24 protein-coding genes are annotated in these 26,837 nt (G+C 71.1%); 14 read left to right on the forward strand and 10 right to left on the reverse strand.

What is annotated here, in order from left to right:
• The first annotated feature begins 21 nt into the window (after positions 1-21).
• From gatC to gatB, 3 genes are read left to right on the forward strand one after another with little or no spacing between them, the layout of a single operon-like run.
• Positions 22-321, forward strand: coding sequence for an Asp-tRNA(Asn)/Glu-tRNA(Gln) amidotransferase subunit GatC (gene gatC / locus LOC65_RS07915; protein WP_230247135.1), 300 nt, complete (start codon positions 22-24; stop codon positions 319-321).
• Positions 318-1,805, forward strand: a complete 1,488-nt coding sequence (gene gatA / locus LOC65_RS07920; protein WP_230247136.1) for an Asp-tRNA(Asn)/Glu-tRNA(Gln) amidotransferase subunit GatA — start codon at positions 318-320, stop codon at positions 1,803-1,805. The genes gatC and gatA overlap by 4 nt, the downstream gene beginning before the upstream one ends.
• 4 nt (positions 1,806-1,809) lie before the next feature.
• Complete coding sequence (gene gatB, locus LOC65_RS07925) at positions 1,810-3,261, forward strand: Asp-tRNA(Asn)/Glu-tRNA(Gln) amidotransferase subunit GatB (RefSeq protein WP_230247137.1); 1,452 nt, start codon at positions 1,810-1,812, stop codon at positions 3,259-3,261.
• 48 nt (positions 3,262-3,309) lie between these two features.
• On the opposite strand, the gene LOC65_RS07930 is transcribed toward gatB, so the two are convergent.
• Positions 3,310-4,011 (reverse strand): DUF4124 domain-containing protein, encoded by a 702-nt coding sequence (locus LOC65_RS07930; protein ID WP_009856754.1) that lies wholly within the window; start codon positions 4,009-4,011, stop codon positions 3,310-3,312.
• Positions 4,012-4,683 carry an orotate phosphoribosyltransferase gene (pyrE, locus tag LOC65_RS07935; RefSeq protein ID WP_138938810.1) on the reverse strand — a complete coding sequence of 224 codons (672 nt, stop codon included), beginning with the start codon at positions 4,681-4,683 and terminating at the stop codon, positions 4,012-4,014.
• Between the two features lie 12 nt (positions 4,684-4,695).
• Between pyrE and LOC65_RS07940 the strand changes: the two genes are divergently transcribed.
• A complete protein-coding gene (locus tag LOC65_RS07940; RefSeq protein ID WP_029718393.1) occupies positions 4,696-5,481 on the forward strand; it encodes an exodeoxyribonuclease III in 786 nt (261 codons plus the stop codon).
• Positions 5,482-5,757: 276 nt separating this feature from the next.
• A complete protein-coding gene (locus LOC65_RS07945) occupies positions 5,758-6,420 on the forward strand; it encodes a helix-turn-helix transcriptional regulator (RefSeq protein WP_230247138.1) in 663 nt (220 codons plus the stop codon).
• Between the two features lie 13 nt (positions 6,421-6,433).
• Here the strand turns inward: LOC65_RS07945 and LOC65_RS07950 are convergent, their stop codons facing one another.
• Together LOC65_RS07950 and LOC65_RS07955 are read right to left on the reverse strand one after the other, a co-directional pair.
• On the reverse strand, positions 6,434-7,360 hold the full coding sequence (locus LOC65_RS07950) for a M48 family metallopeptidase (RefSeq protein ID WP_009856750.1): 927 nt from the start codon (positions 7,358-7,360) through the stop codon (positions 6,434-6,436).
• Between the two features lie 65 nt (positions 7,361-7,425).
• Positions 7,426-9,003 carry an AmpG family muropeptide MFS transporter gene (locus LOC65_RS07955; RefSeq protein WP_230247139.1) on the reverse strand — a complete coding sequence of 526 codons (1,578 nt, stop codon included), beginning with the start codon at positions 9,001-9,003 and terminating at the stop codon, positions 7,426-7,428.
• A gap of 66 nt (positions 9,004-9,069) precedes the next feature.
• On the opposite strand from LOC65_RS07955, the gene trxC reads away from it, so the two are divergent.
• Entirely contained in the window at positions 9,070-9,504 is a 435-nt protein-coding gene (gene trxC / locus LOC65_RS07960) for a thioredoxin TrxC (protein WP_009856748.1), read from the forward strand.
• A 10-nt stretch (positions 9,505-9,514) separates the two neighbouring features.
• On the opposite strand, the gene LOC65_RS07965 is transcribed toward trxC, so the two are convergent.
• The 3 genes from LOC65_RS07965 to LOC65_RS07975 all read right to left on the reverse strand — a co-directional run bounded on the left by LOC65_RS07965 (position 9,515) and on the right by LOC65_RS07975 (position 14,188).
• Positions 9,515-10,288, reverse strand: a complete 774-nt coding sequence (locus LOC65_RS07965) for an N-acyl amino acid synthase FeeM domain-containing protein (RefSeq protein WP_230247140.1) — start codon at positions 10,286-10,288, stop codon at positions 9,515-9,517.
• A 233-nt stretch (positions 10,289-10,521) separates the two neighbouring features.
• Positions 10,522-12,357 carry an ABC transporter substrate-binding protein gene (locus LOC65_RS07970; protein WP_230247141.1) on the reverse strand — a complete coding sequence of 612 codons (1,836 nt, stop codon included), beginning with the start codon at positions 12,355-12,357 and terminating at the stop codon, positions 10,522-10,524.
• Positions 12,358-12,370: 13 nt separating this feature from the next.
• The gene (locus LOC65_RS07975; RefSeq protein ID WP_164962384.1) at positions 12,371-14,188 is read right to left on the reverse strand and encodes an ABC transporter substrate-binding protein; all 1,818 of its coding nucleotides are present in this window, start codon (positions 14,186-14,188) and stop codon (positions 12,371-12,373) included.
• Positions 14,189-14,447: 259 nt separating this feature from the next.
• On the opposite strand from LOC65_RS07975, the gene LOC65_RS07980 reads away from it, so the two are divergent.
• Genes LOC65_RS07980 through LOC65_RS07990 form a run of 3 tightly spaced genes read left to right on the forward strand, consistent with a single transcriptional unit; the run spans position 14,448 to position 18,132 of the window.
• On the forward strand, positions 14,448-15,386 hold the full coding sequence (locus LOC65_RS07980) for an ABC transporter permease (protein WP_164962385.1): 939 nt from the start codon (positions 14,448-14,450) through the stop codon (positions 15,384-15,386).
• A gap of 8 nt (positions 15,387-15,394) precedes the next feature.
• On the forward strand, positions 15,395-16,438 hold the full coding sequence (locus LOC65_RS07985) for an ABC transporter permease (protein WP_230247142.1): 1,044 nt from the start codon (positions 15,395-15,397) through the stop codon (positions 16,436-16,438).
• 26 nt (positions 16,439-16,464) lie between these two features.
• Complete coding sequence (locus LOC65_RS07990; RefSeq protein WP_230247143.1) at positions 16,465-18,132, forward strand: ABC transporter ATP-binding protein; 1,668 nt, start codon at positions 16,465-16,467, stop codon at positions 18,130-18,132.
• A gap of 3 nt (positions 18,133-18,135) precedes the next feature.
• Here the strand turns inward: LOC65_RS07990 and LOC65_RS07995 are convergent, their stop codons facing one another.
• Entirely contained in the window at positions 18,136-18,609 is a 474-nt protein-coding gene (locus LOC65_RS07995) for an SET domain-containing protein (RefSeq protein WP_230247144.1), read from the reverse strand.
• A gap of 64 nt (positions 18,610-18,673) precedes the next feature.
• Between LOC65_RS07995 and mnmA the strand changes: the two genes are divergently transcribed.
• The 5 genes from mnmA to LOC65_RS08020 are packed head-to-tail and all read left to right on the forward strand — an operon-like array spanning position 18,674 to position 24,048.
• Positions 18,674-19,765 (forward strand): tRNA 2-thiouridine(34) synthase MnmA, encoded by a 1,092-nt coding sequence (gene mnmA / locus LOC65_RS08000; RefSeq protein ID WP_230247145.1) that lies wholly within the window; start codon positions 18,674-18,676, stop codon positions 19,763-19,765.
• A 53-nt stretch (positions 19,766-19,818) separates the two neighbouring features.
• Positions 19,819-21,009 carry an efflux RND transporter periplasmic adaptor subunit gene (locus LOC65_RS08005; RefSeq protein ID WP_230247310.1) on the forward strand — a complete coding sequence of 397 codons (1,191 nt, stop codon included), beginning with the start codon at positions 19,819-19,821 and terminating at the stop codon, positions 21,007-21,009.
• On the forward strand, positions 21,006-21,701 hold the full coding sequence (locus tag LOC65_RS08010) for an ABC transporter ATP-binding protein (protein ID WP_164962391.1): 696 nt from the start codon (positions 21,006-21,008) through the stop codon (positions 21,699-21,701). The genes LOC65_RS08005 and LOC65_RS08010 overlap by 4 nt, the downstream gene beginning before the upstream one ends.
• 13 nt (positions 21,702-21,714) lie before the next feature.
• Entirely contained in the window at positions 21,715-22,872 is a 1,158-nt protein-coding gene (locus tag LOC65_RS08015; RefSeq protein ID WP_230247146.1) for an FtsX-like permease family protein, read from the forward strand.
• A 6-nt stretch (positions 22,873-22,878) separates the two neighbouring features.
• The gene (locus LOC65_RS08020; protein WP_230247147.1) at positions 22,879-24,048 is read left to right on the forward strand and encodes an ABC transporter permease; all 1,170 of its coding nucleotides are present in this window, start codon (positions 22,879-22,881) and stop codon (positions 24,046-24,048) included.
• On the opposite strand, the gene LOC65_RS08025 is transcribed toward LOC65_RS08020, so the two are convergent.
• On the reverse strand, positions 24,049-25,749 hold the full coding sequence (locus LOC65_RS08025) for an AMP-binding protein (RefSeq protein WP_230247148.1): 1,701 nt from the start codon (positions 25,747-25,749) through the stop codon (positions 24,049-24,051). It lies immediately after the preceding gene.
• A gap of 142 nt (positions 25,750-25,891) precedes the next feature.
• A complete protein-coding gene (locus LOC65_RS08030; protein WP_009856734.1) occupies positions 25,892-26,716 on the reverse strand; it encodes an HDOD domain-containing protein in 825 nt (274 codons plus the stop codon).
• Positions 26,717-26,837 lie beyond the last annotated feature (121 nt).

Raw genomic sequence — 26,837 nt, forward strand, 5'->3', positions numbered from 1 at the left:
CGCCCATTTGCACCTGTTTCCATGGCCCTCACACCGCAGGACGTGAGCCGCATCGCGCATCTGGCGCGGCTCGAGCTTCAGCCCGACGAAGAGCAGCGCATGCTCGCGCAGCTCAACGACTTCTTCGGCATCGTCGAGAAGATGAGCGCGGTCGACACCAGCGGCGTCGAGCCGCTGTACACGCCGCTGTCGGCGGTGCAGGAAGTCGCGCTGCGCCTGCGCGAGGACCGCGTCACCGAAGGCGACGAGCGCGAGGCCAACCAGCGCAGCGCCCCGGCCGTCGAGGACGGCCTGTTCCTCGTGCCGAAGGTGATCGAATGAGCGCCGCGCTGCACCGGCTGGGCGTCGCCGAAACCGCCCGCGCGCTGCGCGCCAAGCAGTTTTCCAGCGTCGAACTCGTGCAAGCGCTGCTGGCGCGCGCCGACGCGCATCGTTCGCTCGGCGCCTTCCTGGCGGTCGACACCGACGGTGCGCTGGCCGCCGCACGCGCCGCCGACGCCGCGCTCGCCGCCGGCAGCGCCCCGGCGCTCGCGGGCGTGCCGATCGCCCACAAGGACATCTTCGTCACGACGGACCAGCCGAGCACCGCCGGTTCGAAGATGCTGGCCGGCTACCGCAGCCCCTTCGACGCCACCGTTGTCGCGCGGCTGAAGGCCGCCGGCACGGTGACGCTGGGCAAGCTCAACTGCGACGAGTTCGCGATGGGCTCGGCCAACGAGAACTCCGCCTTCGGCGTGGTGCAGAACCCCTGGGACACGACGCGTGTGCCCGGCGGCTCGTCGGGCGGCTCGGCCGCGGCGGTGGCCGCGCGCCTGGTGGCCGCCGCCACCGGCACCGACACCGGCGGCTCGATCCGCCAGCCGTCCAGCTTCTGCGGCATCACCGGCATCAAGCCGACCTACGGCGTGTGCTCGCGCTACGGCATGATCGCCTTCGCCTCCAGCCTGGACCAGGCCGGCCCGATGGCGCGTTCGGCCGAGGACTGCGCGCTGCTGCTGTCGGCGATGAGCGGTTTCGACGAACGCGACGCGACCAGCGCCGAGCGCCCGCCGCAGGACTACCACGCCCAGATGCTCGCCGTGCGCGAGGGCGCCAGCGCCACGCGCCCGCTGGCCGGCCTGCGCATCGGCCTGCCGCGCGAGTTCTTCCCCGAAGGCCTGTCGGCCGACGTCGCCGCCGCCGTGCGCGGCGCGCTCGCCGAGCTGGAGAAGCTGGGCGCGACGCTGGTCGACGTCAGCCTGCCGCGCACCGAGCTGTCGATCCCGGTCTACTACATCATCGCGCCGGCCGAGGCGAGCTCGAACCTGTCGCGCTTCGACGGCGTGAAGTTCGGCCACCGTGCAGCCCAGTACACCGACCTGCTCGACATGTACAAGAAGACGCGCGCCGAAGGCTTCGGGCCCGAGGTCAAGCGCCGCATCATGATCGGCACCTACGTGCTGAGCCACGGCTACTACGACGCCTACTACCTGCAGGCGCAGAAGCTGCGCCGCATGATCGCCGACGACTTCCAGGCCGCCTTCCGCGACTGCGACCTGATCGCCGGCCCGGTGGCGCCGACCGTCGCCTGGCAGCTCGGCGAGCAGGGCGACCCGCTGCAGGCCTACCTGGCCGACATCTTCACGCTGCCGGCCAGCCTGGCCGGCCTGCCGGGCATGAGCGTGCCGGCCGGCACCGGCGCCCACGGCCTGCCGGTCGGCCTGCAGCTCGTCGGCAACTACTTCGACGAAGGCCGCTTGCTGCACGCCGCCCACGCGCTGCAGCAAGCGACCGACTTCCACACCCGCGCCCCGGCCGGGTTCTGACGCGATGGCGACCTTCCCCCTCATCCGCGGCTACGAAGTCGTCATCGGCTTCGAGACCCACGCCCAGCTCTCCACCGAGAGCAAGATCTTCAGCGGCGCCTCGACGCGTTTCGGCGCCGAGCCCAACACCCAGGCCTGCCCGGTCGACCTGGCGCTGCCCGGCACGCTGCCGGTGGCCAACCGCGGCGCCGTCGAACGCGCGATCCGCTTCGGCCTGGCCGTCGGCGCCAAGGTCGCGCCGCTGTCGATCTTCGCGCGCAAGAACTACTTCTATCCCGACCTGCCCAAGGGCTACCAGATCAGCCAGTACGAGATCCCGGTCGTGCAGGGCGGCAGCGTGTCCCTCCTGCTCGACGGCGAGAAGCGTTCGGTGCGGCTGACCCGCGCCCACCTCGAGGAAGACGCGGGAAAAAGCCTGCACGAGGACTACCACGGCCAGTCGGGCATCGACCTGAACCGCGCCGGCACGCCGCTCCTGGAAATCGTCTCCGAGCCCGACCTGCGCAGCTCGGCCGAGGCGGTGGAGTACGCCAAGGCGCTGCACGCGCTCGTCGTCTGGCTGGGCATCTGCGACGGCAACATGCAGGAAGGCAGCTTCCGCTGCGACGCCAACGTCTCGGTGCGCCGCCCCGGCGAGCCTTTCGGCACGCGCCGCGAGATCAAGAACCTCAACAGCTTCCGCTTCCTGCAGCAGGCGATCGACTTCGAGGTCCAGTGGCAGATCGACCGGCTGGAAGACGGCCTGGCGATCGAGCAGGCCACGGTGCTGTTCAACCCGGACACCGGCGAGACGCGGGCGATGCGCAGCAAGGAAGACGCGCACGACTACCGCTACTTCCCCGACCCCGACCTGCCGCCGCTGGTCATCGCGCCCGACTGGGTGGAGCGCGTGCGCGCCGCGATGCCCGAGCTGCCGGCGGTGATGGCCGAACGTTTCCAGCGCGACGACGGCCTGCCGGCCTACGACGCGGCGATGATGACCCAGAGCCTGGCCTTCGCGCGCTACTACGAGGCGGCGCGCGACGGCTGCGGCCAGCCCAAGCTGGTCGCCAACTGGCTGATGGGCGAGATCAGCAAGCGGCTGAACGCCGGAGGCGGCGCGATCGACGCCGCGCCGGTGGGCCCGCAGACGCTGGCCGCGCTGATCGGCCGCATCGCCGACGGCACGGTGTCCAACAACGGCGCGCGCCAGGTCTTCGACGCGCTGTGGAGCGGCGAGGCCAGCGAAGTCGACGCCGTCATCGAGGCCAGGGGCCTCAAGCAGATGAACGACAGCGGCGCGCTGGAGAAGATCGTCGACGAGGTGCTGGCCGCCAACGCCAAGTCGGTCGAGGAGTTCCGCGCCGGCAAGGACAAGGCCTTCAATGCGCTCGTCGGCCAGGTCATGAAGGCCAGCAAGGGCAAGGCCAACCCGGCGCAGGCCAGCGAGCTGCTGCGCCGCAAGCTCGGCGGCTGAGGCGGACTCGGCAGGCATGGGGCGCCTTCCGGCACCCCATGTCCAGGCTCAGCGCGCCGCGGCCGATGCCGGCTCGGCCGGCATCGGGCCCAGCGTGCCGGGCCGGGCGCCGGCCCACAGCCGGCGCAGGCGCTCCAGTTCGGCGTCGTACAGCCGGTTCACGCGCACCAGCTCGGCTTCCTGGTTGGCCATCGCCGTGCGCTGCGCCTCGGTGGCGGCGTCGTTGGCGTCCAGCGACTGGCGCAGCTTGGGCGGCAGAGGGCGTGCGGGATAGAACTCGGCCTCTTCGGTCAGCGGCTTGCGCTCGGCGGCGAGCATCGCCAGCCGCTGCTCGGAGGCCCGGATCGCCACCCGCACGGTGTCCAGCGCGGCCTCGCGCGCACGCCGGTGCGCTTCCTCGTTGGGGTAGCGCGCCATCAGGTTGCGGTCGCGGCGCACCGCGTCGGCCTGGGCGGCGCGCGCCTCGGCCGCACGGCGTTCGCGTGCCTCGATCTCGGCACGCTCGTCGGCCGTCGGCGTCGGCGGCACGACGCGGCGCAGCGAGCCGTCGCGGTTGAGCAGCCGCTGCTCCTTGGCGATGCACTCCGGGATCGGGCGGTCCGAGGTGATCTTGCGGCCGGCGTCGTCGACGCAGGTGTAGATGCCCTCGGCCGGACGCCCCCCCTGTGCCGCCAGCACCGAGCCGGCCAGCAGCGCGGCGCCGGTCAGCGCGAGGCCGCGAGTGGAAGCGAGACGCCCGGCCCTGGCCATTCAGACCCCGTAGCGCTCGCGATAGGCCTGCACGGCCGGCGCGTACTGCTCGAGCGCGGGGTCGGCGCCGGAGCGCAGGTAGGCCAGCAGGTCGGCCAGGGTCGCGATCGCGACCACGTCCAGCCCGAGCTGCGAGCGCACCGACTGCACGGCCGAGAGTTCGGCGTCGCGCCCGTCGGCGTCGGTCGCCTTCTCCTGGCGGTCGAGCGCGATCGCGACGCCGCAGGGCGTCGCGCCGGCGGCGCGGATCATCGCGATCGACTCGCGCACCGAGGTGCCGGCAGAGATCACGTCGTCGACGATCAGCACGCGCCCGGCAACCGGCGCGCCGACCAGCGTGCCGCCTTCGCCGTGGTCCTTGGCTTCCTTGCGGTTGTAGGCGAAAGGCAGGTTGCGGCCTTCGCGCGCCAGCTCGATGGCGATCGCCGCGGCCAGCGTGATGCCCTTGTAGGCCGGGCCGAAGAGCATGTCGAACTCGAGCCCGCTGGCCACCAGACGGCGTGCATAGAATGAAGCGAGACGGCCCAGCCTGGCGCCGTCGTTGAACAGCCCGGCATTGAAGAAGTAGGGCGACAGCCGCCCGGCCTTCGTGCGGAACTCGCCGAAGCGCAGCACGCCGGCCTCGACCGAGAACTTCACGAATTCTTGCGCCAGGGCGTCGGGGGCGTTCATGGAGGTCATCCCTTGGGTTTTCGACTGGTCACGCTCAACCTGAACGGCATCCGTTCGGCCGCGAGCAAAGGATTTCTCGACTGGGCCGAGGCAGCGGCCGCCGATTGTATGGGGGTGCAGGAGGTCAAGGCGCAAGCCGCCGACGTGGCCGGACGCTTCGAACGGGTGGGCGGCCTCGACGGCCACTTCCACTTCGCGCAGAAGAAGGGCTACTCCGGGGTCGGGCTGTACACGCGCCACGAGCCCAGCGACGTCGTCGTCGGCTTCGACGGCGGCGAGTTCGACGCCGAGGGCCGCTGGATCGAGCTGCGCTTCGACAAGCCCGGGCGCAAGCTGTCGATCATCAGCTGCTACTTCCCCAGCGGCTCCAGCGGCGAGGAGCGCCAGGCCGCCAAGTACCGCTTCCTCGACCTGCTGCAGCCGCACCTGATGGCGCTGAAGGCCGAGCGCGAGTTCATCCTCGTCGGCGACGTCAACATCGCGCACAAGGAAATCGACCTGAAGAACTGGCGCGGCAACCAGAAGAACAGCGGCTTCCTGCCCGAGGAGCGGGCCTGGATGACGCGGCTGCTCGACAGCGGCGTCGTCGACGTCTTCCGCCGCCTCAACCCGCAGCCCGAGCAGTACACGTGGTGGAGCAACCGCGGCCAGGCCTGGGCGAAGAACGTGGGCTGGCGGCTGGACTACCACCTGGCCACGCCGGCGCTCGCCGAGACCGCGCGGCGCGAACAGATCTTCCTGGCGCAGCGTTTCTCGGACCACGCGCCACTGACGATCGACTACGACTTCTGCCTCTGATCGGCGCCGCTGGCGCTCGTTCAAGTCAGTGTCGCAGGGCCCGCGACACGACACAGGTCAAACAAAGGCGATTGACCAACGGCAGAATGGCCGCGCGACAAGAGGCGGGAAGCAGGGCCGCAGAGCCTGCAAGCATGACCCGCCCGGGACGCACATTTCCTCGGGAGGAAGTCACCGCCTGCCCGCCCTCGTTTGGACGACCGACGAAAGGCGATGACCATGCTCGACCGGCAGCCTGCTGCACGCTCCGCAACGCCCGCTCTGTTGCCGCGCTCGATGACCGAGCGCACCCCGACCGGCGGCTGGGCCCGCTGCCTGGGCCTGATGCTCGACGAGATCGACTACGGCCTCGTGCTGATCGACGCCGCCGGCATCGTGCGCTGGCGCAACCACCGCGCGCTGAGCGAACTCGACGACAGCCACCCGCTGCAGATCACCGCCGGGCGCATCGGGGCGGTGCTGCCCGAAGACGCCGCGCGACTGGCCACCGCGGTCTCCGACTCCATGCAGCGCGGCACGCGCGAGATGCTGACGCTGGGCGCCAGCGGCGAGCGCGTCACGCTGGCGGTCGTGCCGCTGGCGGCCGACGCGCTCGACGGCCAGCCGGCGACGATGCTGCTGTTGTGCAAGCGCCAGGTCTGCGAGGACCTCTCGGTGCGCGGCTTCGCGCGCGCGCACCGGCTGACGCCGGCCGAGACGCGGGTGCTCGAGGCCCTGTGCGCCGGCGTGGCGCCGCAGAAGTTCGCCGAGCACCAGGGCGTGCGCATCTCCACGGTGCGCACCCAGATCGGCAGCATCCGCGAGAAGACCGGCGCACGCAGCATCCGCGCGCTGGTGCGCATGGTCGCGCTGCTGCCGCCGATGGTGCCGGCGCTGCGCGGCGTGGTCTTCGAGCCGATGGAACGCTGGCCGCGAGACCGCGCGTCGGACGGCGCCTGACGGCGCGGCGCGCCTAGGCGCGCGCCGGCGGGCCGAAGTTGCGCGCCGGCTTGGCGGCGCGCTCGTACAGCGGCATCACCTTGGGCAGCTTGGACTGGATGTCGGCGATGCGTGTCGGCCCCGAAGGGTGCGTCGACATGAACTCCGGCGGCGCGTTCTTGTTCGCCTGGATCATCTTGTTCCACAGCGAGACGCCGGCGCGCGGGTCGTAGCCCGAGCGCGCCGCCAGGTCCATGCCGACGATGTCGGCCTCGGACTCGTCCTCGCGGCTGAACTTCAGCGTCAGCAGCTGGCCGCCCATGTTGAGCAGCGTGTCGCCGGTCTGGCCCAGGCCGAGCAGCGCGCTGAGCACCCCGGCACCGATGCGCGTGGCCGCGGTCTTGCCCATGCGCTCGCGGGCGTGCTCGCGCAGGGCGTGCGCGACTTCGTGGCCCATGATCGTCGCGACCTCGTCGTCGCTGAGCTGCAGCTCCTTGAGGATGCCGAGATAGAAGGCGATCTTGCCGCCCGGCATGCAGAAGGCGTTGAGCTGCTTGCTGCCGATGAGGTTGATCTCCCACTTCCAGTTCGCGGCGCGCCGGTTCCAGGGCTGGGCGTACGGGACGATGCGGTCGGCGATGGCCCGCAGGCGCACCAGCTGCGGGTGGTCGGCCGGCGCCAGCGCCTTGGCCGCGCGCGCCTCGCGCAGCATCTGCTCGTACTGCTGGGCGGCGGCCTTCTCGACGTCCTCGGCCGGCACCAGCTTGGCGAACTTCGACTCGCCGCCGACGTCGCCACGAACGCCGTCCTGGGCCATCGCCGGGCCGGCGAGCGCAGCGCCGGCGCCGGCTGCCAGCGCCGTCGTGAACAGGCGCCGGCGGTGCAGCGCGCAGCTGCAGCCCATCGCGTGCAGCATCGGGGGCAGGTCGATCCGGGCGTCGGTTTCGAAGGTGTTCGGCATGGCGTGTCGGACCCGGTCGCCAGCGCCGGGGTTCCGTCGGCGGATTCTAGGAGCGCGGGCCCGGCTCAGTCGTCGGCGGGCACCGGCGCGGCGGGATCGAACTCCAGCGCGCGCACGCTGTCGCGCAGCCAGACCAGCATCACCAGCGCCGGCGCCGCGAGCACCGTGCTGAGGATGAAGAAAGTCGGCCAGCCGATGCTCTCGGCCAGCACGCCGGCCAGCGGGCCGACCCAGACGCGGCCGACCGCGGCGAAGGCCGACAGCAGCGCGTACTGCGTCGCCGTGAAACGCTGGTTGCACAGGCTCATCAGGAAGGCGACGAAGGCCGCCGTGCCCATGCCGCCGGAGATGTTCTCGAAAGCGACCACCATCAGCAGCCCGCCGTCGACCGGCGTCGGCTGCGCCAGGCGCACGAAGCCCCAGTCGAAGGCCGGAATCAGCAGCCCGGGCATCGCGCCCTTGCCGTGCACCGCCAGCCACCAGAAGCCGAGGTTGCTCGCCATCTGCAGCACGCCGAAGACGAGCAGCGAGCGCCACAGGCCCAGGCGCAGCATCAGCGCGCCGCCGACGAGCGCGCCGGCGATCGTCAGCCACAGCCCGATCAGCTTGTTGACGACGCCGACCTCGGCCGAGCCGAAGGCCATCGCCTTCAGCAGGAACGGCGTCATCAGCGAGCCGGCGAAGGCGTCGCCGAGCTTGTAGAGCACGATGAACAGCAGGAAGGCCGCGGCGCCGCGCTGCGAGAAGTAGCTGCGCAAGCCGCCGAGCAGGGTCTCGAAGCGCGCCGCGCGCGCCGCCCAGGCAGCCAGCGGCAACGTGAACGCCAGGCCCATCATCAACACGGCCAGCTCGAGCCAGCGCGTCTGCAGTGCCGGCGCCATCGAACTCGCAGCCAGAACGCCACCGAACAGCGCCTGCGCCACGCCGGCGCCGAAGCGGTCGGTCAGCATCGCGCCGGCGGCCACCGCGGCGAGCACGGCGAAGAAGCCGACGAGGTCGTTGCGCGCCAGCGTGGCCTGGCGCGGCGCGGTCTTCAGCCGCGGCAGCGCCAGCGCCGACAGCACCGCCAGCGCCGCCATCAGGCCGGCCATCAGGCGGTAGACCTCGGGCCAGGACCAGCCGCCGCCCTGGGCGGGGTCGGTCCAGATCAGCGCGATGCCGCCGGACAGGATCATCGCCAGGCGGTAGCCCATCACGTTCAGCGACGCGCCCAGGCCGCGCTCGCGGTGCTGCAGCACGTCGGTGCGGTAGGCGTCGATGACGACGTCCTGCGAGGCCGAGACGAAGGCGACCAGCACCGCCAGCAGCGCGAAGGCGCGGATCGAGTCCGACGGCGAGGTCGTCGACAGCGCGAACAGCACGCCGGCCAGCGCGAGCTGCGTCAGCACCAGCCAGCCGCGCCGCCGCCCCAGGCCGGGCAGCTCGAAGCGGTCCATCAGCGGCGCCCACAGGAACTTGAAGGTGTAGGGCAGGCCGACGAGGCTGAGAAAGCCGATCGTCGCCAGGTCGATGCCGTCGACCGTCAGCCAGGCCTGCATCGCCTGGCCGGTCAGCGCCAGCGGCAGGCCCGAGGCGAACCCGAGCAGGGTGACGACGGCGAGGCGGTGCAGCGCGGCGGCGCGCTGCGCCAGCGAAGAAGGCATCGGCGGATTCTAGGAGGCGGCCACGCCGCCCTTGACGTCGCGGCAGGCCGTCCTCATCTGACGGAGATGGATCACCCGCTGCACCTGCGCTGCCCGCATTGCGAGGCCATGAACCGCCTGCCCGCCGCCCGCCTGGGCGAGGCGCCGAACTGCGGCCGCTGCGGCCGTCCGCTGCTCGACGGCCGCCCGGTCGAACTGGGCGACGCCGAGTTCGACGCCGCGGTCGGCTCGAGCACCGTGCCGGTGCTGGTGGACTTCTGGGCACCGTGGTGCGGCCCGTGCCGGGCGATGGCGCCGGCCTTCGAGCAGGCCGGCCGAGCACTCGCCGGGCGCGCCCTGCTGGTCAAGGTCAACAGCGACGACAACCCGCAGCTCTCGACGCGCTTCGGCATCCGCAGCATCCCGACGCTGATCCGGCTGGAGAACGGGCGCGAGACGCACCGCCACAGCGGCGCGATCCCGGCACAGGCCATCCAGCAGTTCGCGCGCGCGGCGGCCTGAGGCCGCGATCTCAGTTGATGCTCGCGGAAGCGGGCGTCTGCGCGGTCATCAGGCGGGCGATGATGCCCGTCTCCTCGCGCGGCGAGAACGCGTAGGGGTAGAGCGAGCGCTCGTCGGCGTCGAGGTCGACACGGCCGCCGAAGGCCTCGATCTGGTCGCGGATGTAACCGAAGTCGATCGTCAGCAGCACCGCCGGCGCGTTGACGAAACGGTTCAGGCGCTCCTCGCCGATGACGCGTGCGCCGAGCATGCGCTCGTAGTAGCGCACGTGGCGGGGGTTCACCTCCATCACCAGCGCGTCGTAGCCGCGGATGCGGTGGGCGACGATGTAGGCGACGTGGAACAGCGCCGCCAACACACGTTTGCTGCCGGAGATCGGGTCGATCGCCAGCTTGGTGAACTCGCAGACCCGGACGCCGTCGCGGCGCAGGGCCTCCATCTCGGCCGGGAACGCGTCCTCCGCGCTCAAGCCTTCGGCGCTGTCGAGCGCGACGGTGATCGTGCCGATGGTGTCGTCGTTCTCGGTGGCCGACAGCGTGATGCGGTTGGTGGTCTGGTCGCTGGGCAGCGACACGGCGTGATAGCCGCGCCAGGCGTAACGCTGCTTGAGCAGCGAGTTCGCGCTCTGGCGGCAGACATAGGAGTCGGCGGAGCGGATTCTGAACACCCGCTCCGGCACGTCCACCGCTGGTGCCCGGGCGGGCAGCGCCCGCCCTTCCGACACCGGGCGCCGCACGGCGCGCTGACCGCCGATCGGCGCGACGATGATCGTGTCAGTCGTCATGAATGGTCTCTTTGGATCCCGATTGCGGTGCGAGTCTGCCCAAGCGCACCCGCCGCGACTGTGAGAAAGGTTTACCAGTCTGCCCGAGGATCGTGAGCTCACTCACGAATGCGCCCCAAAGTTGTAACAGCGGGTTTACAGCGCGAGTTTTGTGGCGTATCGCGAAACATTTGGCGTCGCACCGACGCACCAACGCCGTAAGCGTTTGTATCGGGCCGGGATCCGGGACGGCGTCAGTCGACCTTCACGCCGGCGGCCGCGCGCATTGCCGGGTCTAGGTCGACGAGGTGCCACCATTCGCTCCAGAACACCGGGCGGCGGAAACCGCTGACCCAGGGCTGCCACATGTCGGTGCTGACGCGGTGCACCGACGGCTTGTACGGCATGTAGGCCACCGACAGGATCTTGGCCTGGCGGAAGAGCTCGTCGCGTTCGGGGCCGTCGGGCAGCGCCGACATGCGGTCGTACAGCGCGTCGAAAGCCGGCAGGCTGAAGCGCGCGAGGTTCTGGCCGCCGGCCTGCGGGCCGTGCAGGCGGTCGAACGCGCTCTGGCCGTCACGCCCCGAGGCCGACGAGCCCAGCGTCCAGATCTGCAGCTTGCCGGCACGCGCCAGCTTCAGCTGCTCGGGCCACTGGCCGGTCTGGAAGGTCGTGCGGATGCCGATCGCCTCCATGTTCTTGCGCCAGAGCTCGTCGAACTGGCGGCTGATCTGCGTCGGCTGGGTGGCGTAGACCAGCACCAGCGGCTTGCCGTCGGGCAGCTCGCGCCAGCCGTCGCCGTCGCGGTCGACGTAGCCGTACATGTCCAGCAGCGCACGCGCGCGCGCCGGGTCGTAGTCGCCGGCCTCGCTCTTGAACTTCGGGTCGTAGCCGGTCGTGTGCGGCACCACCTGCGACTGCGCCGGGATCGCCTGGCCCTTGCGCACGACGCGGATCTCGCGCTCGACGTCCATCGCCAGCGAGAGCGCCCGGCGCAGTGCCACCTTCTCCGGCGTGTAGCCGCCGACCACCGGGTCCTCCATGTTGAAGTAGGTGATCCCGATGTCGGCGTTGACCTGCTGCGCCGCCAGGATGCCCTTGCGTTCGAGGTTGGGCGCGACGTGGCCGTTGGGCATCGCGACGTTGACGAAGGACCCCGGCACCGAGCCGTACTGCCCGGCCAGCATGTCGATCTGGCCGTTGAGGAAGGCCAGCCAGCGCGGCTGCTCCTCCTCGATGATCGAGATGCGCACCTCGTCGATCATCGGGATGCGCCGGCCCTTGAGGCGCGCCAGGATGGCCTGGCCTTCGGCGTCATCGGCCGCCGGCTCGGCGTCGTAGTGCATCTCGCGGAAGTCCGGGTTGCGCTCGAGCACGATCAGCGAGCTGCGTCGCCACTGCTTGAGCTTGAACGGGCCGGTGCCCACCGGATGCTCGGCGATCTTGTCGCCGTAGAACTCGACGACCTCGCGCGCGATGCCGCCCAGCAGGTCCGACGCCGTCAGGTTCTCCAGGAAACGCGGCGACGGTTCGGACAGCGTGAAGCGGATCGTGTGGCGGTCCAGCGCGCGGATGCCCGGGATCACGTGGTCGTAGTCGAAACGCTTCTTCTGCGCCACGACCTCACGCCGGTACTCGGCGAGCCCGGCGATGTTGAAGGTCTCGACCCAGCTCCAGAGCTGGCTGCGGTTGGCCGGGTCGGCGGTGCGCAGGAAGGCGTAGACGTAGTCCTGCGCCACCAGCTCGCGCTTCTTGCCCTTGAAGGCCGGATCGTCGGCGTAGTAGATGCCGGGCTGCAGCTTCACCGTCCAGACCTTGTAGTCGGCCGAGACCTCGGGCATGCCGGCGGCCGTCAGCGGGCGGATCCTCACCGGCCGCGCGAGGTGGTCGTAGCGGTACAGCGCCTCGAAGATGTGCGGCGTGACGGTGCGCGAGTAGAGGTCGCTGATCTGCGCCGGGTCGAAGCCGGTCTCGGCCGTGGTGAACGCGACACGCAGGATCTTGCGGCCGCCGTCGGCCGCGGGCGCGGCGGCGTGCACGGCGGTGGAGCAGGCCAGCAGCACGCCGGCCAGGAGGGAGAGCAGCTTCATCGTCTCGGCAGATTCAGGACCCGCGGCGCGCCTGCGCCTGCGGGTCGATGTCGACGTACTTCCAGAACTCGCGCACGAAGATGTTGCGGCTGTAGCCGCCCACCCAGGGATGCGCGAGGTCGGTCCAGATGCGGTGCGCGTGCACCTTGTAGGGCATGTAGGCGATCATCAGCTTCTTGGCCGCATCCATCGCCGCCTGGCGCTCCGGCCCGTCGGGCAGCAGCGCCTGCTTCTCGTACAGCGTGTTGAAGGCCGGCAGGTCGAAGCGCGCGTGGTTGGCCTGGCCGCGGTTGGGCCCGTAGCCCAGCGCGAGGAAGGTGTCGCCGTCGGGCTGGCCGGCGCTCCAGCCGACGCCCCACATCATCAGCTTGCCGGCGCGCGAGGCCTTCAGCTGCTCGGGCCACTTGGCGGTCTTGAACACGATGCGGATGCCGATCGCGTCCATGTTCTTCTTCCACAACTCGTTGAGCTTGCGGCTCTGCTGGTCGGGCTGCGTGGCGTACTCCAGCACCAGCGGGCTGCCGTCGGGCTGGTCGCGCCAGCCGTCACCGTCGCGGTCGATCCAGCCGTGCATGTCCAGCAGCGCCTTGGCGCGCGCCGGGTCGTAGTCGCCCATCTCGCTCTTGTAGGCCGGGTCGTAGCCCCAGGCCTCCGGGCCGATCGGCGACTGCGCGCGTATCGCCTGGCCGCCGCGCACGAGGCGGATCTCGCGCTCGACGTCGACCGCCAGCGCGATCGCGCGGCGCAGCGCCACCTTGTGCGGCTCGTAGCCGCCGACCACCGGGTGCTCCATGCCGAAGTACGACACGGCGACGTCCGAACGCGGGTAGCGCAGCATCAGCACGCCGCGCTTGGCGAGGTTGGGCGCGAGTTCGTTGTTCGGGAACGCGACGCCAGCGAACTCCGCCGGCACGTTCTCGGCGATGTCCTGCTCCTCGTTCAGGAACGACAGCCAGCGCGGCTGCGGCTCCTCGACGATGGAGATCTGCACCCGGTCGACGAGCGGCAGGCGGCGGCCCTTGAACTCGCGCGCCACGGCCTGCAGGCGCTCGTCGCCGGCGGGCGCCTCCTCGTCGTAGAGCACGCTGCGGTAGCCGGGGTTGCGGTCGAGCTCGATGCGCGAACTGCGCTTCCACGCGCCAAGCTTGAACGGCCCGGTGCCGACCGGGTGCTCGCCGATGCGGTCGCCGTAGAACTCGACGACCTCGCGCGCCAGCGCGCCGGTGAACGACGAGTCGGCGAAGTTGTAGAGGAACCGCGGCGACGGCTCGGCCAGCTTCACCTGGAAGGTGTAGCGGTCCAGCGTGCGCAGGCCTTCCACCGGACGGTCGTAGTCGAAGGGCTTGCGCTCCTTGATGGCGCGCGAGCGCAGCTCCGACAGGCCGAGCAGCTTGGCGCCTTCGAGCAGGTAGAGGTTGCCGCTCTTCCAGCGCGGGTCGTAATGGCGCTTGATCGAGTAGACGTAGTCCTCGGCGACCAGCTCGCGCTTCCTGCCCTTGAACGCCGGGTCGTCGGCGAAGTAGATGCCGGGCTTGATGCGGAAGGTGAAGGTGCGGAAGTCCTCCGAGACCTCGGGCATCGCCGCCGCGGTGTTCGGCCGCATGCGCACCGGGCGCGCCAGGAAGGCGAACTCCAGCGGCGCCTCGAAGATGCCCGAGACGACGGTGCGCGAGTACAGGTCGGTGATCGCCGCCGGGTCGAAGCTGGTCTCGGCGATCGGGAAGGCGTAGCGCAGCGTCTTCGGCGCCGCGGCGGGCGTCTGCGCGACAGCCGCGACGGCCGTCGCCAGCAGGCAGGCGGCCAGCGCGGCGGAGCGGACCAAGCGTTTCATCGGGCAGCGGTTGGGTGACGAAAGCGGCGGAGTCTACGGCGCGGCCGCCCCGCCGTGGAGCGGCACCACCCCGCGCCGGCGCGGGGCTCCGGACGGCTCGCAAGCGGCGTGCCCCGCCAGGGCCTGGCGCGTGTCGTGCTTGCCCCGCGCCTTCGCGGGGGAATGCCCCGGCGGGCAAGCCCCGTCGGCGCCCCTACACTCGCGCATCCTGTAACACGGGCCCCGGCACGAGCGGGGCCCGCTTCACGTCGATTCCCAGATGGCGGCTTACCTGATACGACGCCTGTGGCAGATGATCCCGACGCTTGCCGGCGTCGTGCTGCTGGTGTTCCTGCTGTTCAAGTTCTTCGGCGGCGACCCCGCGGAAATCCTGGGCGGCCTCAACGCGACCCCCGAGCAGATCGCGGCGATCCGCCAGGAGCTGGGCCTGGACCAGCCCTGGTCGGTGCAGCTGTGGATCTTCGTGAAGTCGATCCTCACCTTCGACTGGGGCCACAGCTGGGCGACCAACGAGCCGGTGTCCAGCCTGTTCGCCAGCCGCCTGCCGGCGACGCTGACGGTGATGGTGCCGATCCTGATCCTCGACACGCTGCTGGCGCTGCCGATCGCGATGTGGGTGGCCTACCGCCGCGGCTCGCTGACCGACCGCACGATCATGGTCGTGACGACGGTGGCGCTGTCGATCAGCTTCCTGGTCTACGTCATCGTCGGCCAGTACTTCTTCGGCTTCCGCCTGGGCTGGTTCCCGGTGCAGGGCTGGAGCGACTCGACGCTGACCAACCTGCTGACCTACGCGCCGCTGCCGGTGCTGCTGGCGGTGGCCGTGGGCATCGCACCGCAGACCCGGCTGTACCGCAGCTTCCTGCTCGACGAACTCGGCCAGGACTACGTTCGCACCGCGCGCGCCAAGGGCATGACCGAAGGCACGGTGCTGTTCAAGCACGTGCTGCGCAACGCGATGATCCCGATCCTGACGAACATCGGCCTGGCCCTGCCCAGCATCTTCGTCGGCTCCTTCCTGATCGAGGTCTTCTTCTCGATCCCCGGCCTGGGCCGCGAGGTCCTGCTGGCCGTCAACCGCAGCGACTACCCGGTGATCCAGGCGGTCACCGTGTACCTGGCCGTGCTGACGATGTTGATCAACCTGATGACCGACCTGATGTTCAAGGTCGTCGACCCGCGCGTGGTGCTGAAGTGAGTGCCGTCATGTCTTCCCCGGCCGCCGTCGACGCGGCCCAGCAACGTTCCGAAGGCGTCTGGCACGCCGCCTGGCGCCGCTTCAAGGGCGACCGCGTCGGTGTCGCCTCGCTGGTCGTCGTCGTCGCCTTCCTGCTGCTGATCCTGCTGTCCTGGGGCGGCGTCGTCGCCGGCGACTGGCAGCGCGAGGTCGGCGTGGCCAACGCGCCACCGAGCTTCATGGGCCCGGCCCAAGCCACCGAGACGACGGCGATCGCGGCCCCGAAGGGCCCGAACGTCGACCTGTCCGACGTCGACCCGCTGGCGCCGCGTTATGCCGAGTGGGCCGAACGCGCCGCCAAGCTGAAGACCGAGGAGACGCCCAAGGCCGAGACGCTGCCGCTGGGCGGCGACCGCCTCGGCCGCGACGTGCTCGAGAAGGCGATCAAGGGCACGCAGATCTCGGTCTTCGTCGGCGTGCTGGCGGCCGTCGTCGCGACGACGATCGGCACGCTGCTGGGTGCCTTCAGCGGCTTCTTCGGCGGCAAGATCGGCGACGCGCTGGAGTGGCTCTACAACGTCTTCGAGTCGGTGCCGGGCATCCTGCTGATCTTCGCCTTCGCCGCGGTGCTGGGCCGGGGCATCGACACCGTCGTGCTGATCCTGGGCTTCACCGGCTGGACCGGCATGTACCGTCAGGTGCGCGCCGAGTTCATCAAGCACTCCAGCCGCGAGTACGTGCGCGCTGCCGAGGCCATCGGCGCGTCGCGCATGTCGCGCATGTTCCGCCACATCCTGCCCAACGTCAGCCACGTCGTGCTGGTGCGCATGGGGCTGCTGGTCGTCGGCTTCATCAAGGCCGAGGTCATCCTGTCCTACCTGGGCCTGGGCGTGCCGGTCGACCAGGTGAGCTGGGGCACGATGCTCGCCGAGGCGCAGAGCGACCTGATCCTGGGCTACTGGTGGCAGCTCGCCGCGGCCACCGGCTTCATGGCGGTGTTCGTCACCGCGTTCTCGCTGATGGCCGACGCCGCGCGCGACGCGCTCGACCCGAAGCTGCGGGGGCTGGAATGAGCACCGCGCACGACACCGTCCCGACGATGACCCCGCTGCTTTCCATCCAGGACCTGAAGGTCGAGTTCCGCATGGGCCAGGGCCAGCGCGCCCAGGCCGTCAAGGGCATCTCGTTCGACGTGCCCGAGAACACCACCGTCGCGCTGGTCGGCGAGTCGGGCTCGGGCAAGAGCGTCACCGCGATGTCGGTGCTGAACCTGCTGCCCGAGAACGCCGAGCGCAGCGGCCGCATCCTGTGGCGTGATCGCGACCTGCTGCAGACCTCGCTGCGCGAGCTGCAGGCCCTGCGCGGCAAGGAGATCGCCTGCGTCTTCCAGGACCCGATGAGCTCGCTGAACCCGGTGTTCAACGTCGGCCAGCAGCTCGCCGAACCGCTGATGCGCCACCTCGGGCTGACGCGCCGCCAGGCCTGGGCGCGTGCCGAGGAGCTGCTCGGCGAGGTCGGCATCCCCGAGCCCAAGCGCCGCCTGCTGGCCTACCCGCACGAGATGTCCGGCGGCCAGCAGCAGCGCGTGATGATCGCGATGGCGCTGGCCTGCGAGCCCAAGCTGCTGATCGCCGACGAGCCGACCACGGCACTCGACGTGACGATCCAGCGCCAGGTGCTGGAGCTGCTGGGCAAGCTGCGCGAGCGCCACCGCATGAGCCTGCTGTTCATCAGCCACGACCTGGGCGTGGTCGGCGAGATCGCCGACCGCGTCGTCGTGATGCGCCACGGCGCGATCCGCGAGAGCGGCCCGGTGGCGCAGATCTTCGCCGCGCCGCAGGACGCCTACACCAAGGCGCTGCTCGCCTGCCGCCCGGCGCTGGACCACAACCCGGGCCGGCTGATGGTCATCGACGACCACATCGCCGGCCGCGGCGCGGCCGCCACGGCCAAGCCCAAGGACGCCGAGGCGCCGGTGGTGCTGGAGGTGCGCTCGCTGGCCAAGAGCTTCTGGCTCAAGGAAGGCCTGTTCGGCAAGCGCGAGTTCAAGGCGGTGCGCGACGTCAACTTCAAGCTGCGCCGCGGCCACACGCTGGGCGTGGTCGGCGAGTCGGGCTCGGGCAAGACGACGATGGGGCTGACGCTGCTGCGCCTGCACGAGCCCACCGGCGGCGAAGTCATCTTCGACGGCAAGAACCTGCTGAAGCTGAGCGACCGCGAGCGCCAGCTGATGCGCCGGCGCATCCAGATCGTCTTCCAGAACCCGTACGCCAGCCTGAACCCGCGCTTCACGATCGGCCAGGCGCTGATCGAGCCGATGACGATCCACGGCATCGGCGCCGACACCGCCGAGCGCGAGCAGCGTGCGCGCACGCTGCTGGAGAAGGTCGGCCTGGACGGCCGCGCCTTCGGCAAGTACCCGCACGAGTTCTCCGGCGGCCAGCGCCAGCGTGTCGCCATCGCACGCTGCCTGACGCTGGAGCCCGAGGTGCTGGTGCTCGACGAAGCCGTCTCGGCGCTGGACGTCAGCGTGCAGGCCCAGGTGCTGAACCTGCTGAAGGACTTGCAGGACGAACTCGGCCTGGCCTACGTCTTCATCAGCCACGACCTGTCGGTGGTGCGCTTCATCAGCGACGAGGTGATGGTGATGAAGGACGGCCAGGTGGTCGAGCAGGCCAGCGCCGAGCAGATCCTGCTGGCGCCGCAGCAGGACTACACGAAGCGCCTGCTGGCGGCGATCCCGCGCGGGTATCGCCCCGCGGCCTGAGGCTCAGCCGCGCCGGCGTGCCTTCTTGCGGAGCGGCGGCGCGGCCATCGTGCCGCGGCAGCGCGGCGCGCCGCAGTGGCACGCGAAGCCCGCCGGGTCCTCGTCGCCGATGTCCAGCGAGTAGTCGATGAACAGCTCCTCGCCGGCACGGATGGCGCGCCGGGCCTCGATGGCGATCTGCAGCCTGCCGTCTTCGTCCTCGACCTCGTAGGCCGCGCAGTTGGGCGCGCACGAGTGGTTGAAGTGGCGCGTGCCGTTGCCGCCTTCGCGGCCGTCGATCATCGAGCCGTCGGACAGGCCGAAGAAATAGGTCAGCGCGTTGTCCCAGTCCAGGCGCTCGATCTCGGCCGGGCTCCAGCGCCGGCCGGCGTAGAGGCCCAGGCGCTCGCCGCGGCGCAGGTCGCGCGTGGCGAAGGCGCCGAGGCCGTGCACGTGGCTGTCGCGGACCTCGAAGGCAGGGGCGGCGGCGTCGTTCATCGGCGCGCATTGTGACGGCGGCAGCGCAAGGCAGGCTTTCGGGGCGCCGCGGATAATCCAGCCCATGCAGGACAAGGGTCGCGTGGTGGTGGGCTTGAGCGGCGGCGTCGACTCCGCCGTCAGCGCCTGGCTGCTCAAGCAGCAGGGGTACGAGGTCGTCGGCCTCTTCATGAAGAACTGGGAGGACGACGACGACAGCGAGTACTGCTCGTCGCGCCAGGACTTCCTCGACGCCGCGGCGGTGGCCGACGTCATCGGCATCGACCTCGAGCACGTCAACTTCGCCGCCGAGTACAAGGACCGCGTCTTCGCCGAGTTCCTGCGCGAATACAGCGCCGGCCGCACGCCCAACCCCGACGTGCTGTGCAACGCCGAGATCAAGTTCAAGGCCTTCCTCGACCACGCGATGCGCCTGGGCGCCGAGCGCATCGCCACCGGCCACTACGCCCGCGTGCGCGAACGCGACGGCCGCTTCGAGCTGCTGAAGGGCCTGGACCCGGCCAAGGACCAGAGCTACTTCCTGCACCGCCTGAACCAGGCGCAGCTGGCGCGCACGATGTTCCCGGTCGGCGAGCTGCCCAAGACCGAGGTGCGCCGCGTCGCCGCCGAGATCGGCCTGCCGAACGCGAAGAAGAAGGACTCGACCGGCATCTGCTTCATCGGCGAGCGCCCGTTCCGCGAGTTCCTCAACCGCTACCTGGCGCAGGCGCCGGGCGACATCGAGGACGAACGCGGCCGCGTCGTCGGCCGCCACGTCGGCCTGAGCTTCTACACGCTGGGCCAGCGCCAGGGCCTGGGCATCGGCGGCCTGAAGTCCGGCGGCGGCGAACACGCGCCCCGGTACGTGGCACGCAAGGAACTCGAGCGCAACGTGCTGCGTGTCGTGCAGGGCCACGACCACCCCTGGCTGCTGTCGCGCACGCTCGCCGCCGGCGACTGCGCCTGGGTCGCCGGCACGCCGCCGGCCGACGGCGCGCTGGCCGCCAAGACACGCTACCGCCAGGCCGACGCGGCCTGCACGCTGCGCCGCGACGGCGAGGCCGTCGTGCTCTCGTTCGCCGAGCCGCAGTGGGCCGTCACGCCCGGCCAGTCGGCCGTGGTCTACGACGGCGAGGTCTGCCTCGGCGGCGGCGTCATCGAATCGTCCGAACCCTGAGTCGGGCCACCGGCCCGCACACCATGAGCGAACCCCAAGCCCCGGCCCGCCCGATGCTCAAGCCGCTGACCGCCGCGCGCGGTGCGGCCCCCCGGCGCCGTGGCCGGCGCTGGATCTGGCTCGCCGCCGCCGGCCTCGCCGCGGCACTGGCCGTCGCCGCCTGGAGCCGGCGTGCGCCCGAGGTGCAGGCCACCAGCGTCGCCAGCGCCTATCCGTCGGCCCGTTTCGCCGAACTCAACGCCTCGGGCTACGTCGTCGCCCAGCGCCGCGCCGCGGTGGCCAGCAAGGCCACCGGCCGGCTGGTCGAGCTGGCGGTGCGTGAAGGCAGCGTCGTCAAGGCCGGCGACCTGCTCGCACGCATCGACGCCGCCGACGTGCTGCCGACGGTCATCGCCGCCGAAGCCGGCGTGCGCCAGGCCGAGGCTGCGCGGCGCCAGGCCGCCGTCGAGCTCGACAACGCGCGTGCCGACCTGGAACGCACGCTGGGGCTCAAGGACCAGGGCTTCGTCTCGCCGCAGGCCGTCGACGCGGCGCAGCGCCGCACCGACGCCGCCGCCGCCGCACTGGCCGCCGCCGACGCCGCCATCGCCCAGGCACGCGCCCAGCTCAACGTGCAGCGGGTCGCGCGCGACAACACCGAGATCCGCGCGCCTTTCGACGGCGTCGTGCTGGTCAAGAACGCCAACGTCGGCGACCTGATCACGCCGCTGTCCAGCGCCACCGGCGCGCTCGGCGCCGTCGTCACGATGGCCGACATGTCGACGCTGGAGGTCGAGGCCGACGTGTCGGAGGCCAACGTCGGCCGCATCCGCATCGACCAGCCGGTGGAGATCGCGCTGGACGCGCTGCCCGACAAACGATTCGCCGGCAGCGTCGCGCGCATCGTGCCCACCGTCGACCGCGCCAAGGCGACGGTGATGACCAAGATCCGCTTCGAAACGCTGGACCCGCGCATCCTGCCGGAGATGGCGGCCCGCGTGGTCTTCCTGTCGCAGGCCGCGACCGAGGCCGACCGCCAGCCGGTGATGGCGCTCAACCCCAAGGCCGTCGTCGAACGCGACGGCCGCCGCGTCGTGCTGCGCATCGGTGCCGACGGCCGGCTCGAAGCGGTGCCGGTGAGCGTCGGCCGCACGCTGGGCGACGTCGTCGAGATCGCGCCCGGCACGCTGAAGCCCGGCGAGCGTGTCGTGCTCGCGCCCGCCGACACGCTGGCCGCCGGCACGCGCGTGACGGTGGCCAAGTGAACACGCCGCCGCTGATCCGCATCCAGGGCCTGCGCAAGACCTACCGCCGCGGCGAGCAGGACATCCCGGTGCTCGAAGGCATCGACCTGGACGTGCACGCCGGCGAGTTCGTCGCGCTGATGGGCCCCAGCGGCTCGGGCAAGAGCACGCTGCTGAACCTGGTGGCCGGCATCGACAAGCCGAGCGCCGGCACGATCGAGATCGCCGGCACCGACATCGCGACGCTCGACGAAGGCCAGCTCGCCGACTGGCGCGCCGCCAACGTCGGCTTCATCTTCCAGTTCTACAACCTGCTGCCGGTGCTGACCGCGGCCGAGAACGTCGAGCTGCCGCTGCTGCTGACCAACCTCACGGCACGCGAGCGCCGCGAGCGGGTCGCCCAGGCGCTGGCGCTGGTGTCGCTGGCCGACCGCGCCGGGCACTATCCGAACGAGCTCTCGGGCGGCCAGCAGCAGCGCGTGGCGATCGCGCGCGCGCTGGTCGGCGACCCGACGCTGATCGTCGCCGACGAGCCCACCGGCGACCTCGACCGCCATACCGGCGAGGAGGTGCTGTCGCTGCTGGAGCAACTCGTCGCCGAACTCGGCAAGACCATCGTCATGGTCACCCACGACCCCAAGGCCGCGGCGCGGGCGCACCGCCTGGTGCACCTGGAAAAGGGCGTGCTGGTCGACGAGGCCGAGGCCGGCTGAACGGGGCGACGCGGTGTTCCTGCTGCGCCTGCTGCTGAAGAACGCGTTCCGCCACCGGCTGCGCACGCTGCTGACCATCGTCGGCCTGATGGTCGCGGTCTGCGCCTTCGGGCTGCTGCGCACCATCGTCGACGCCTGGTACGCCGGCGCCAACGCGAGTTCCAGCACGCGGCTCATCGTGCGCAGCGCGACCTCGCTGACGGTGCCGCTGCCGCTGGCCTATGCCGAGCGGCTGCGCGCCGTCGACGGGGTCACCGCGGTGAGCTGGTCGAACTGGTTCGGCGGCGTCTACATCACCGAGCGCAACTTCTTCCCGCAGTTCGCCGTCGACGGCGCGAGCTACCTGCCGCTGTACCCGGAGTTCGTCGTCGACGACGCCGAGAGCACGGCCTGGCAACGCGACCGCCGCGGCGTGCTCGTCGGCCGCGTGCTGGCGGCCAAGTACGGCTGGCAGGTCGGCGACACGGTGCCGCTGCGCGGCACGATCTACAGCGGCACCTGGAACTTCACGATCCGCGGCATCTACCGCGGCGCCGACCCCGGCGTCGACGAGAACCAGATGCTGATGCACTGGGGCTACATCAACGAGATCCAGCGCCAGCGGTTCGCCGGCCGCAGCGACTCGGTCGGCGTGTTCGTCGTCGGCATCCGCGACCCGAACGACGCCGCGCTCGTCGGCCAGCGCATCGACACGATGTTCCGCAACTCGCTGGCCGAGACGCTGACCGAGACCGAGAAGGCCTTCCAGCTCGGCTTCGTGTCGATGAGCGAGGCCATCCTCGTGGCGCTGCAGGCGGTGAGCCTGATCGTCATCGTCATCATCATGGCGGTGATGGCCAACACGATGGCGATGACGGCGCGCGAGCGCCTGGCCGAGTACGCGACGCTGAAGGCGCTGGGTTTCCCGCCGGAGTTCGTCGTCAAGCTGCTGTTCGGCGAGAGCCTGCTGATCGCCGCGATCGGCGGTGTGCTCGGCGTGCTGGTGACGCTGCCGCTGGCCTCGGCCTTCGCCAACGCCGTCGGCACGCTGTTCCCGGTGTTCCGCGTTGCGCCGGAGACGATCGCGCTGCAGCTGCTGGCGGCGCTGGTCGTCGGCGTCGCCGCGGCGGCCTGGCCGGCCTGGCGCTCGAGCCGCATCGACATCGTCGACGGCTTGAGACACGTGGCCTGACAGCCGATGCGCCGCGCCGTCCCGCTCGCCTACATCGCACGCAACCTCTGGGTGCGGCGCGTGACGACGGCGCTCACCGCGGGCGGCATGGCGCTGGTGGTCTTCGTCTTCGCCACCGTGCTGATGATGACCGAGGGCATCCGCGCGACGCTGGTGGCCACTGGCCAGCCGGACAACGTCGTCGTGCTGCGCAAGGGCTCCACGGCCGAGATCACCAGCGCGATCGCGCGCGAGCAGGCCGGCGTCATCGAGAGCCTGCCCGGCATCGCCACCGACGCCGCCGGCCAGCCGCTGGTCAGCCGTGAGCCGGTGGTGCTGAACAGCCTCGTCAAGCGCAACGGCAAACCCGGCAACGTGACGCTGCGCGGCACCTCGGCCGACGGGCTGGCGCTGCGGCCGCAGGTGCGCATCGTCGAAGGCCGCTTCTTCCGCCCCGGCAGCGCCGAGATCGTCGTCGGCCGCGCGGTCGCACGTGGCTACGACGGCGTCGCCCCGGGCTCGACGCTGCGTTTCGCCGGCCGCGACTGGACCGTCGTCGGCATCCTCGACGCCGGCAAGACCGGCTTCGACTCGGAGATCTGGGGCGACGCCGAACAGCTGATGCAGGGCTTCCGGCGCCTCGCGTACTCCAGCGTCATCTTCCGCCTCGCTGACCCGGCGGCCTTCGAGCGGGTGCGCGCGCGCCTGGAAGACGACCCGCGGCTGACGCTGGAAGCCAAACCCGAGATCCGCTTCTACGCCGAGCAGAGCGAGCAGCTCGCCAACTTCATCAGCATCCTGGGCACGGCGCTGGCGCTGATCTTCTCCACCGGCGCGATCGTCGGCGCGGCGATCACGATGTTCGGCGCGGTGGCCTCGCGTGTCGGCGAGATCGGCACCCTGCGCGCGCTGGGGTTCCGCCGCGAGGCGGTGCTGGTAGCCTTTCTCGGCGAGTCGCTGCTGCTGGCCTTCGTCGGCGGCGTCTTCGGGCTGGCGGCGGCGAGCCTGATGCAGTTCGTCGACGTCTCGACGACCAACTTCGCGACCTTCTCCGAACTCGCCTTCCAGTTCCGCCTGACGCCGGCCATCGGCGCCAAGGCGATCGGCTTCGCGCTGGCGATGGGGCTGATCGGCGGCTTCGTGCCGGCCTGGCGCGCGGCTCGGCTGAAGATCGTCGACTGCCTGCGCGCCGCCTGATCAGGCGCCGTCGTACCAGACGACCGGCCGGCCGCCGGCGGTCCATTCCTCGTAGCGGCGCGCGAACAGCGCCTCGATGCGTCCGCGCTTGACCTTGAAGGTTGGCGTGACGAGGTCGTTGGCCACCGTCCAGGCGTCACGCATCGCCACCAGGCAGACCAGGCGCTCGTGCGGGTCGAGCAGCGAGTTCACCGTCGCCAGATGGTCGGCCAGCGAACGCTCCAGCGCGGCGCGACCTTCGGCGTCGTCGGCCTGCGCCGCGGCGGCCGGGTTCAGCATCACCAGGCCCAGCGGCTGGTGCAGGTGGGCGCCACTGACGCAGCAGGCTTCGACCGCCGGGTGCATCACCAGCTTGTCCTCGATCGGCGCCGGCGCGACGTACTTGCCCTTGCTGGTCTTGAACAGGTCCTTCACGCGGCCGGTGATGCGCAGGTTGCCGCCGTCGTCGAACTCGCCCTGGTCGCCGGTGTGCAGCCAGCCGTCGGCGGTGAAGGCTTCGCGCGTGAGCTCCGGCTCGCGGTAGTAGCCGGTCATCAGCGCCGGGCAGCGCATCTGGATCTCGCCGCTTTGCGGATCCAGCCGCGACTGCACGCCGTCGTAGGGCAGGCCCACGGTGCCGGGGCGCGGCTGGCCGGGCAGCGTGGCGTGGCTGATGCCGCAGTTCTCGGTCATGCCGTAGACCTCGACGACGTCCAGCCCCAGGCGCGCGTACCAGCGCAGCAGGTCGGGCGGCATCGGCGCGGCACCGCCGGCGGCGAAGCGGCAGGCGTCCAGCCCCAGGCCTTCCAGCACCTTGCGCCGCACGATGCGGCCCAGGCCGGGCACGGCGAGCATCGTGTTCAGCTTGGACGGCGGCATCTTGGCGTGCACGCCCTGCTGGAACTTGAGCCACAGCCGCGGCACCGAGAAGAACACCGTCGGCCGCGCGCGGCGCAGGTCCTCGGCGAAGGTCTCCAGCGTGTCGGCGAAATAGACGCGCATGCCGCTGGCGAGTTGCCCGTGTTCGACCAGCGTGCGCTCGGCGACGTGCGACAGCGGCAGATAGCTCAGCATGCGCGCGTCGGCATCCAGCCCGCCGATGCGCCGCAGCCCCGACTGCAGCGCCCAGGCGAAGTGCGAGAAGCGGTGCATCACGCCCTTGGGCGCGCCGGTCGTGCCCGAGGTGTACATCACGGTGCAGAGCTCGTCGCCGGGGCGCACCGGCTCGCCGGCCAGCGGCGAGTTGGCGGCGACGATGTCGTCCCAGCGCGGCGCGCCGCTGGCCGGGCCCAGCGGCAGCTCGACGCAGGGCAGGCCCTCGGGCACGCCGGCCTTCATCTCGTGCCACGTGTCCAGCTTGCCGACGAAGAGCAGGCGCGCGCCGCTGTGTTCCAGCACCTGGCGCACGGTGGCCGCGGCCAGCGTCGGGTACAGCGGCACCGAGACGTGGCCGGCCATCCAGATCGCCCAGTCGGCCATCAGCCAGTGCGCGCTGTTCTTGCCGAGGATGGCGATGCACGAGCCCTGCGGCAGGCCGAGCGACACGAGATGCGCCGCCATGCGCCGCGCCTGGCCGACGGCCTCGGCCCAGGAGATGTCGCGCAGCGTGCCGCCGCCGGGCTGGGTGAAGGCGATGCGCCCGGGCGCGGTCTTCTCCCAGTGCCACAGGCGCTGCAGCGCGAGCGCGTCGTCGGGCACGGTGTCGGGGATCGTCTCGGACATGGCGGCCACCCGCGGGCCGCGACGGGGCCCGGACGCGGCCAGACTAGCGGCCGCTTCGTGCGGCTGACTCAGGGCTTACGACGAGGCCCGGCCAATGCGAGTGCACGTCACCCCGCGAACACGTGACCGGGACGACCCGCAGTCAGCGCCCGTGGCTCAGCGCGTCGGCGAGCTGTTCCTGCACCTGGCGCACGCTGCGCAGCGCCAGCGTGACGTCGAGTTCGGCCAGCGGCGCGATCGTCGCGGTGACCTCGTCGACGGTTTCGGGTTCGTTGATCAGCGCGTGCGCGATCACCGAGACGGCACCGATGGCGCGCCGGTTGGGCGGCATCTGCGGCGGGAACTCCAGGCCGAACTGCAGCAGCACGTGGTGGCGCACGCAGGCCACCGCGGCCTGGCCCAGGCCCCAGCTCTCGCACAGCGCAGCGCCCAGCGCGTCGTGGCTGACGCCGAAGCCGGCGTGCTCGAGCGTCAGCAGTTCGGTGTCCGAGCGTGCGGCGCGCAGCATCGCCCGGTAGTGATCCGGCGCGTGGCGGAACAGCACCGCCTTGCCGCATTCCTCGAACAGCCCGGCCGAGTGCGCGGCCCAGGCGTCGAGCGAGAGCTTGTGCGCGATGCGCCCCATCACCAGGCCGCGGCTGGCGGCGCGCGCCCACAGCGGATCGAGCTCGGCCGCCGGCGGGAAGGCGGCGCGCAGGCCGATCTCGAAGGTGATGGCCGCGATCTCGCGCATGCCCAGGTACGTGATCGCCTGCTGCACGCTCTGCACGCGCCCGCGCAGGCCGTAGAGCGACGAGTTCACCGCCTTCAGCACCGCGGCGGCCAGCGCCATGTCGGCTTCGATCAGCGAGGCGGCGGCGGTGAGGTTGACCTCCTCCTCGGCGAGCAGCAGCGAGAGCTTGACGAGCGCCTCGGGTTGCGCCGGGATGTCGATCTCCAGCGTTCGCAGTTCGGCGTTGACGGACATGGGCGGCTCGGAGGATGCAGGTGAAGCGAAGGCAGAACCCGCACATCGTAGACCCCGGGGCCGGGCGGCATCGGCACAACAGCGGGCGCATGACCGGGCTTCTCCGCCGCACCCGGCACCA

It is taken from the genome of Rubrivivax sp. JA1055, assembly GCF_020966565.1.
Taxonomy (GTDB): Bacteria; Pseudomonadota; Gammaproteobacteria; order Burkholderiales; family Burkholderiaceae_C; genus Rubrivivax; species Rubrivivax benzoatilyticus.

Coding starts and splice junctions, on each gene's coding strand:
- gatC (WP_230247135.1), top strand. CDS start 22: ATGGCCCTCACACCGCAGGACGTGAGCCGCATCGCGCATCTGGCGCGG.
- gatA (WP_230247136.1), top strand. CDS start 318: ATGAGCGCCGCGCTGCACCGGCTGGGCGTCGCCGAAACCGCCCGCGCG.
- gatB (WP_230247137.1), top strand. CDS start 1,810: ATGGCGACCTTCCCCCTCATCCGCGGCTACGAAGTCGTCATCGGCTTC.
- LOC65_RS07930 (WP_009856754.1), bottom strand. CDS start 4,011: ATGGCCAGGGCCGGGCGTCTCGCTTCCACTCGCGGCCTCGCGCTGACC.
- pyrE (WP_138938810.1), bottom strand. CDS start 4,683: ATGAACGCCCCCGACGCCCTGGCGCAAGAATTCGTGAAGTTCTCGGTC.
- LOC65_RS07945 (WP_230247138.1), top strand. CDS start 5,758: ATGACCGAGCGCACCCCGACCGGCGGCTGGGCCCGCTGCCTGGGCCTG.
- LOC65_RS07950 (WP_009856750.1), bottom strand. CDS start 7,360: ATGCCGAACACCTTCGAAACCGACGCCCGGATCGACCTGCCCCCGATG.
- LOC65_RS07955 (WP_230247139.1), bottom strand. CDS start 9,003: ATGCCTTCTTCGCTGGCGCAGCGCGCCGCCGCGCTGCACCGCCTCGCC.
- trxC (WP_009856748.1), top strand. CDS start 9,070: ATGGATCACCCGCTGCACCTGCGCTGCCCGCATTGCGAGGCCATGAAC.
- LOC65_RS07965 (WP_230247140.1), bottom strand. CDS start 10,288: ATGACGACTGACACGATCATCGTCGCGCCGATCGGCGGTCAGCGCGCC.
- LOC65_RS07970 (WP_230247141.1), bottom strand. CDS start 12,357: ATGAAGCTGCTCTCCCTCCTGGCCGGCGTGCTGCTGGCCTGCTCCACC.
- LOC65_RS07975 (WP_164962384.1), bottom strand. CDS start 14,188: ATGAAACGCTTGGTCCGCTCCGCCGCGCTGGCCGCCTGCCTGCTGGCG.
- LOC65_RS07980 (WP_164962385.1), top strand. CDS start 14,448: ATGGCGGCTTACCTGATACGACGCCTGTGGCAGATGATCCCGACGCTT.
- LOC65_RS07985 (WP_230247142.1), top strand. CDS start 15,395: ATGTCTTCCCCGGCCGCCGTCGACGCGGCCCAGCAACGTTCCGAAGGC.
- LOC65_RS07990 (WP_230247143.1), top strand. CDS start 16,465: ATGACCCCGCTGCTTTCCATCCAGGACCTGAAGGTCGAGTTCCGCATG.
- LOC65_RS07995 (WP_230247144.1), bottom strand. CDS start 18,609: ATGAACGACGCCGCCGCCCCTGCCTTCGAGGTCCGCGACAGCCACGTG.
- mnmA (WP_230247145.1), top strand. CDS start 18,674: ATGCAGGACAAGGGTCGCGTGGTGGTGGGCTTGAGCGGCGGCGTCGAC.
- LOC65_RS08005 (WP_230247310.1), top strand. CDS start 19,819: ATGCTCAAGCCGCTGACCGCCGCGCGCGGTGCGGCCCCCCGGCGCCGT.
- LOC65_RS08020 (WP_230247147.1), top strand. CDS start 22,879: ATGCGCCGCGCCGTCCCGCTCGCCTACATCGCACGCAACCTCTGGGTG.
- LOC65_RS08025 (WP_230247148.1), bottom strand. CDS start 25,749: ATGTCCGAGACGATCCCCGACACCGTGCCCGACGACGCGCTCGCGCTG.
- LOC65_RS08030 (WP_009856734.1), bottom strand. CDS start 26,716: ATGTCCGTCAACGCCGAACTGCGAACGCTGGAGATCGACATCCCGGCG.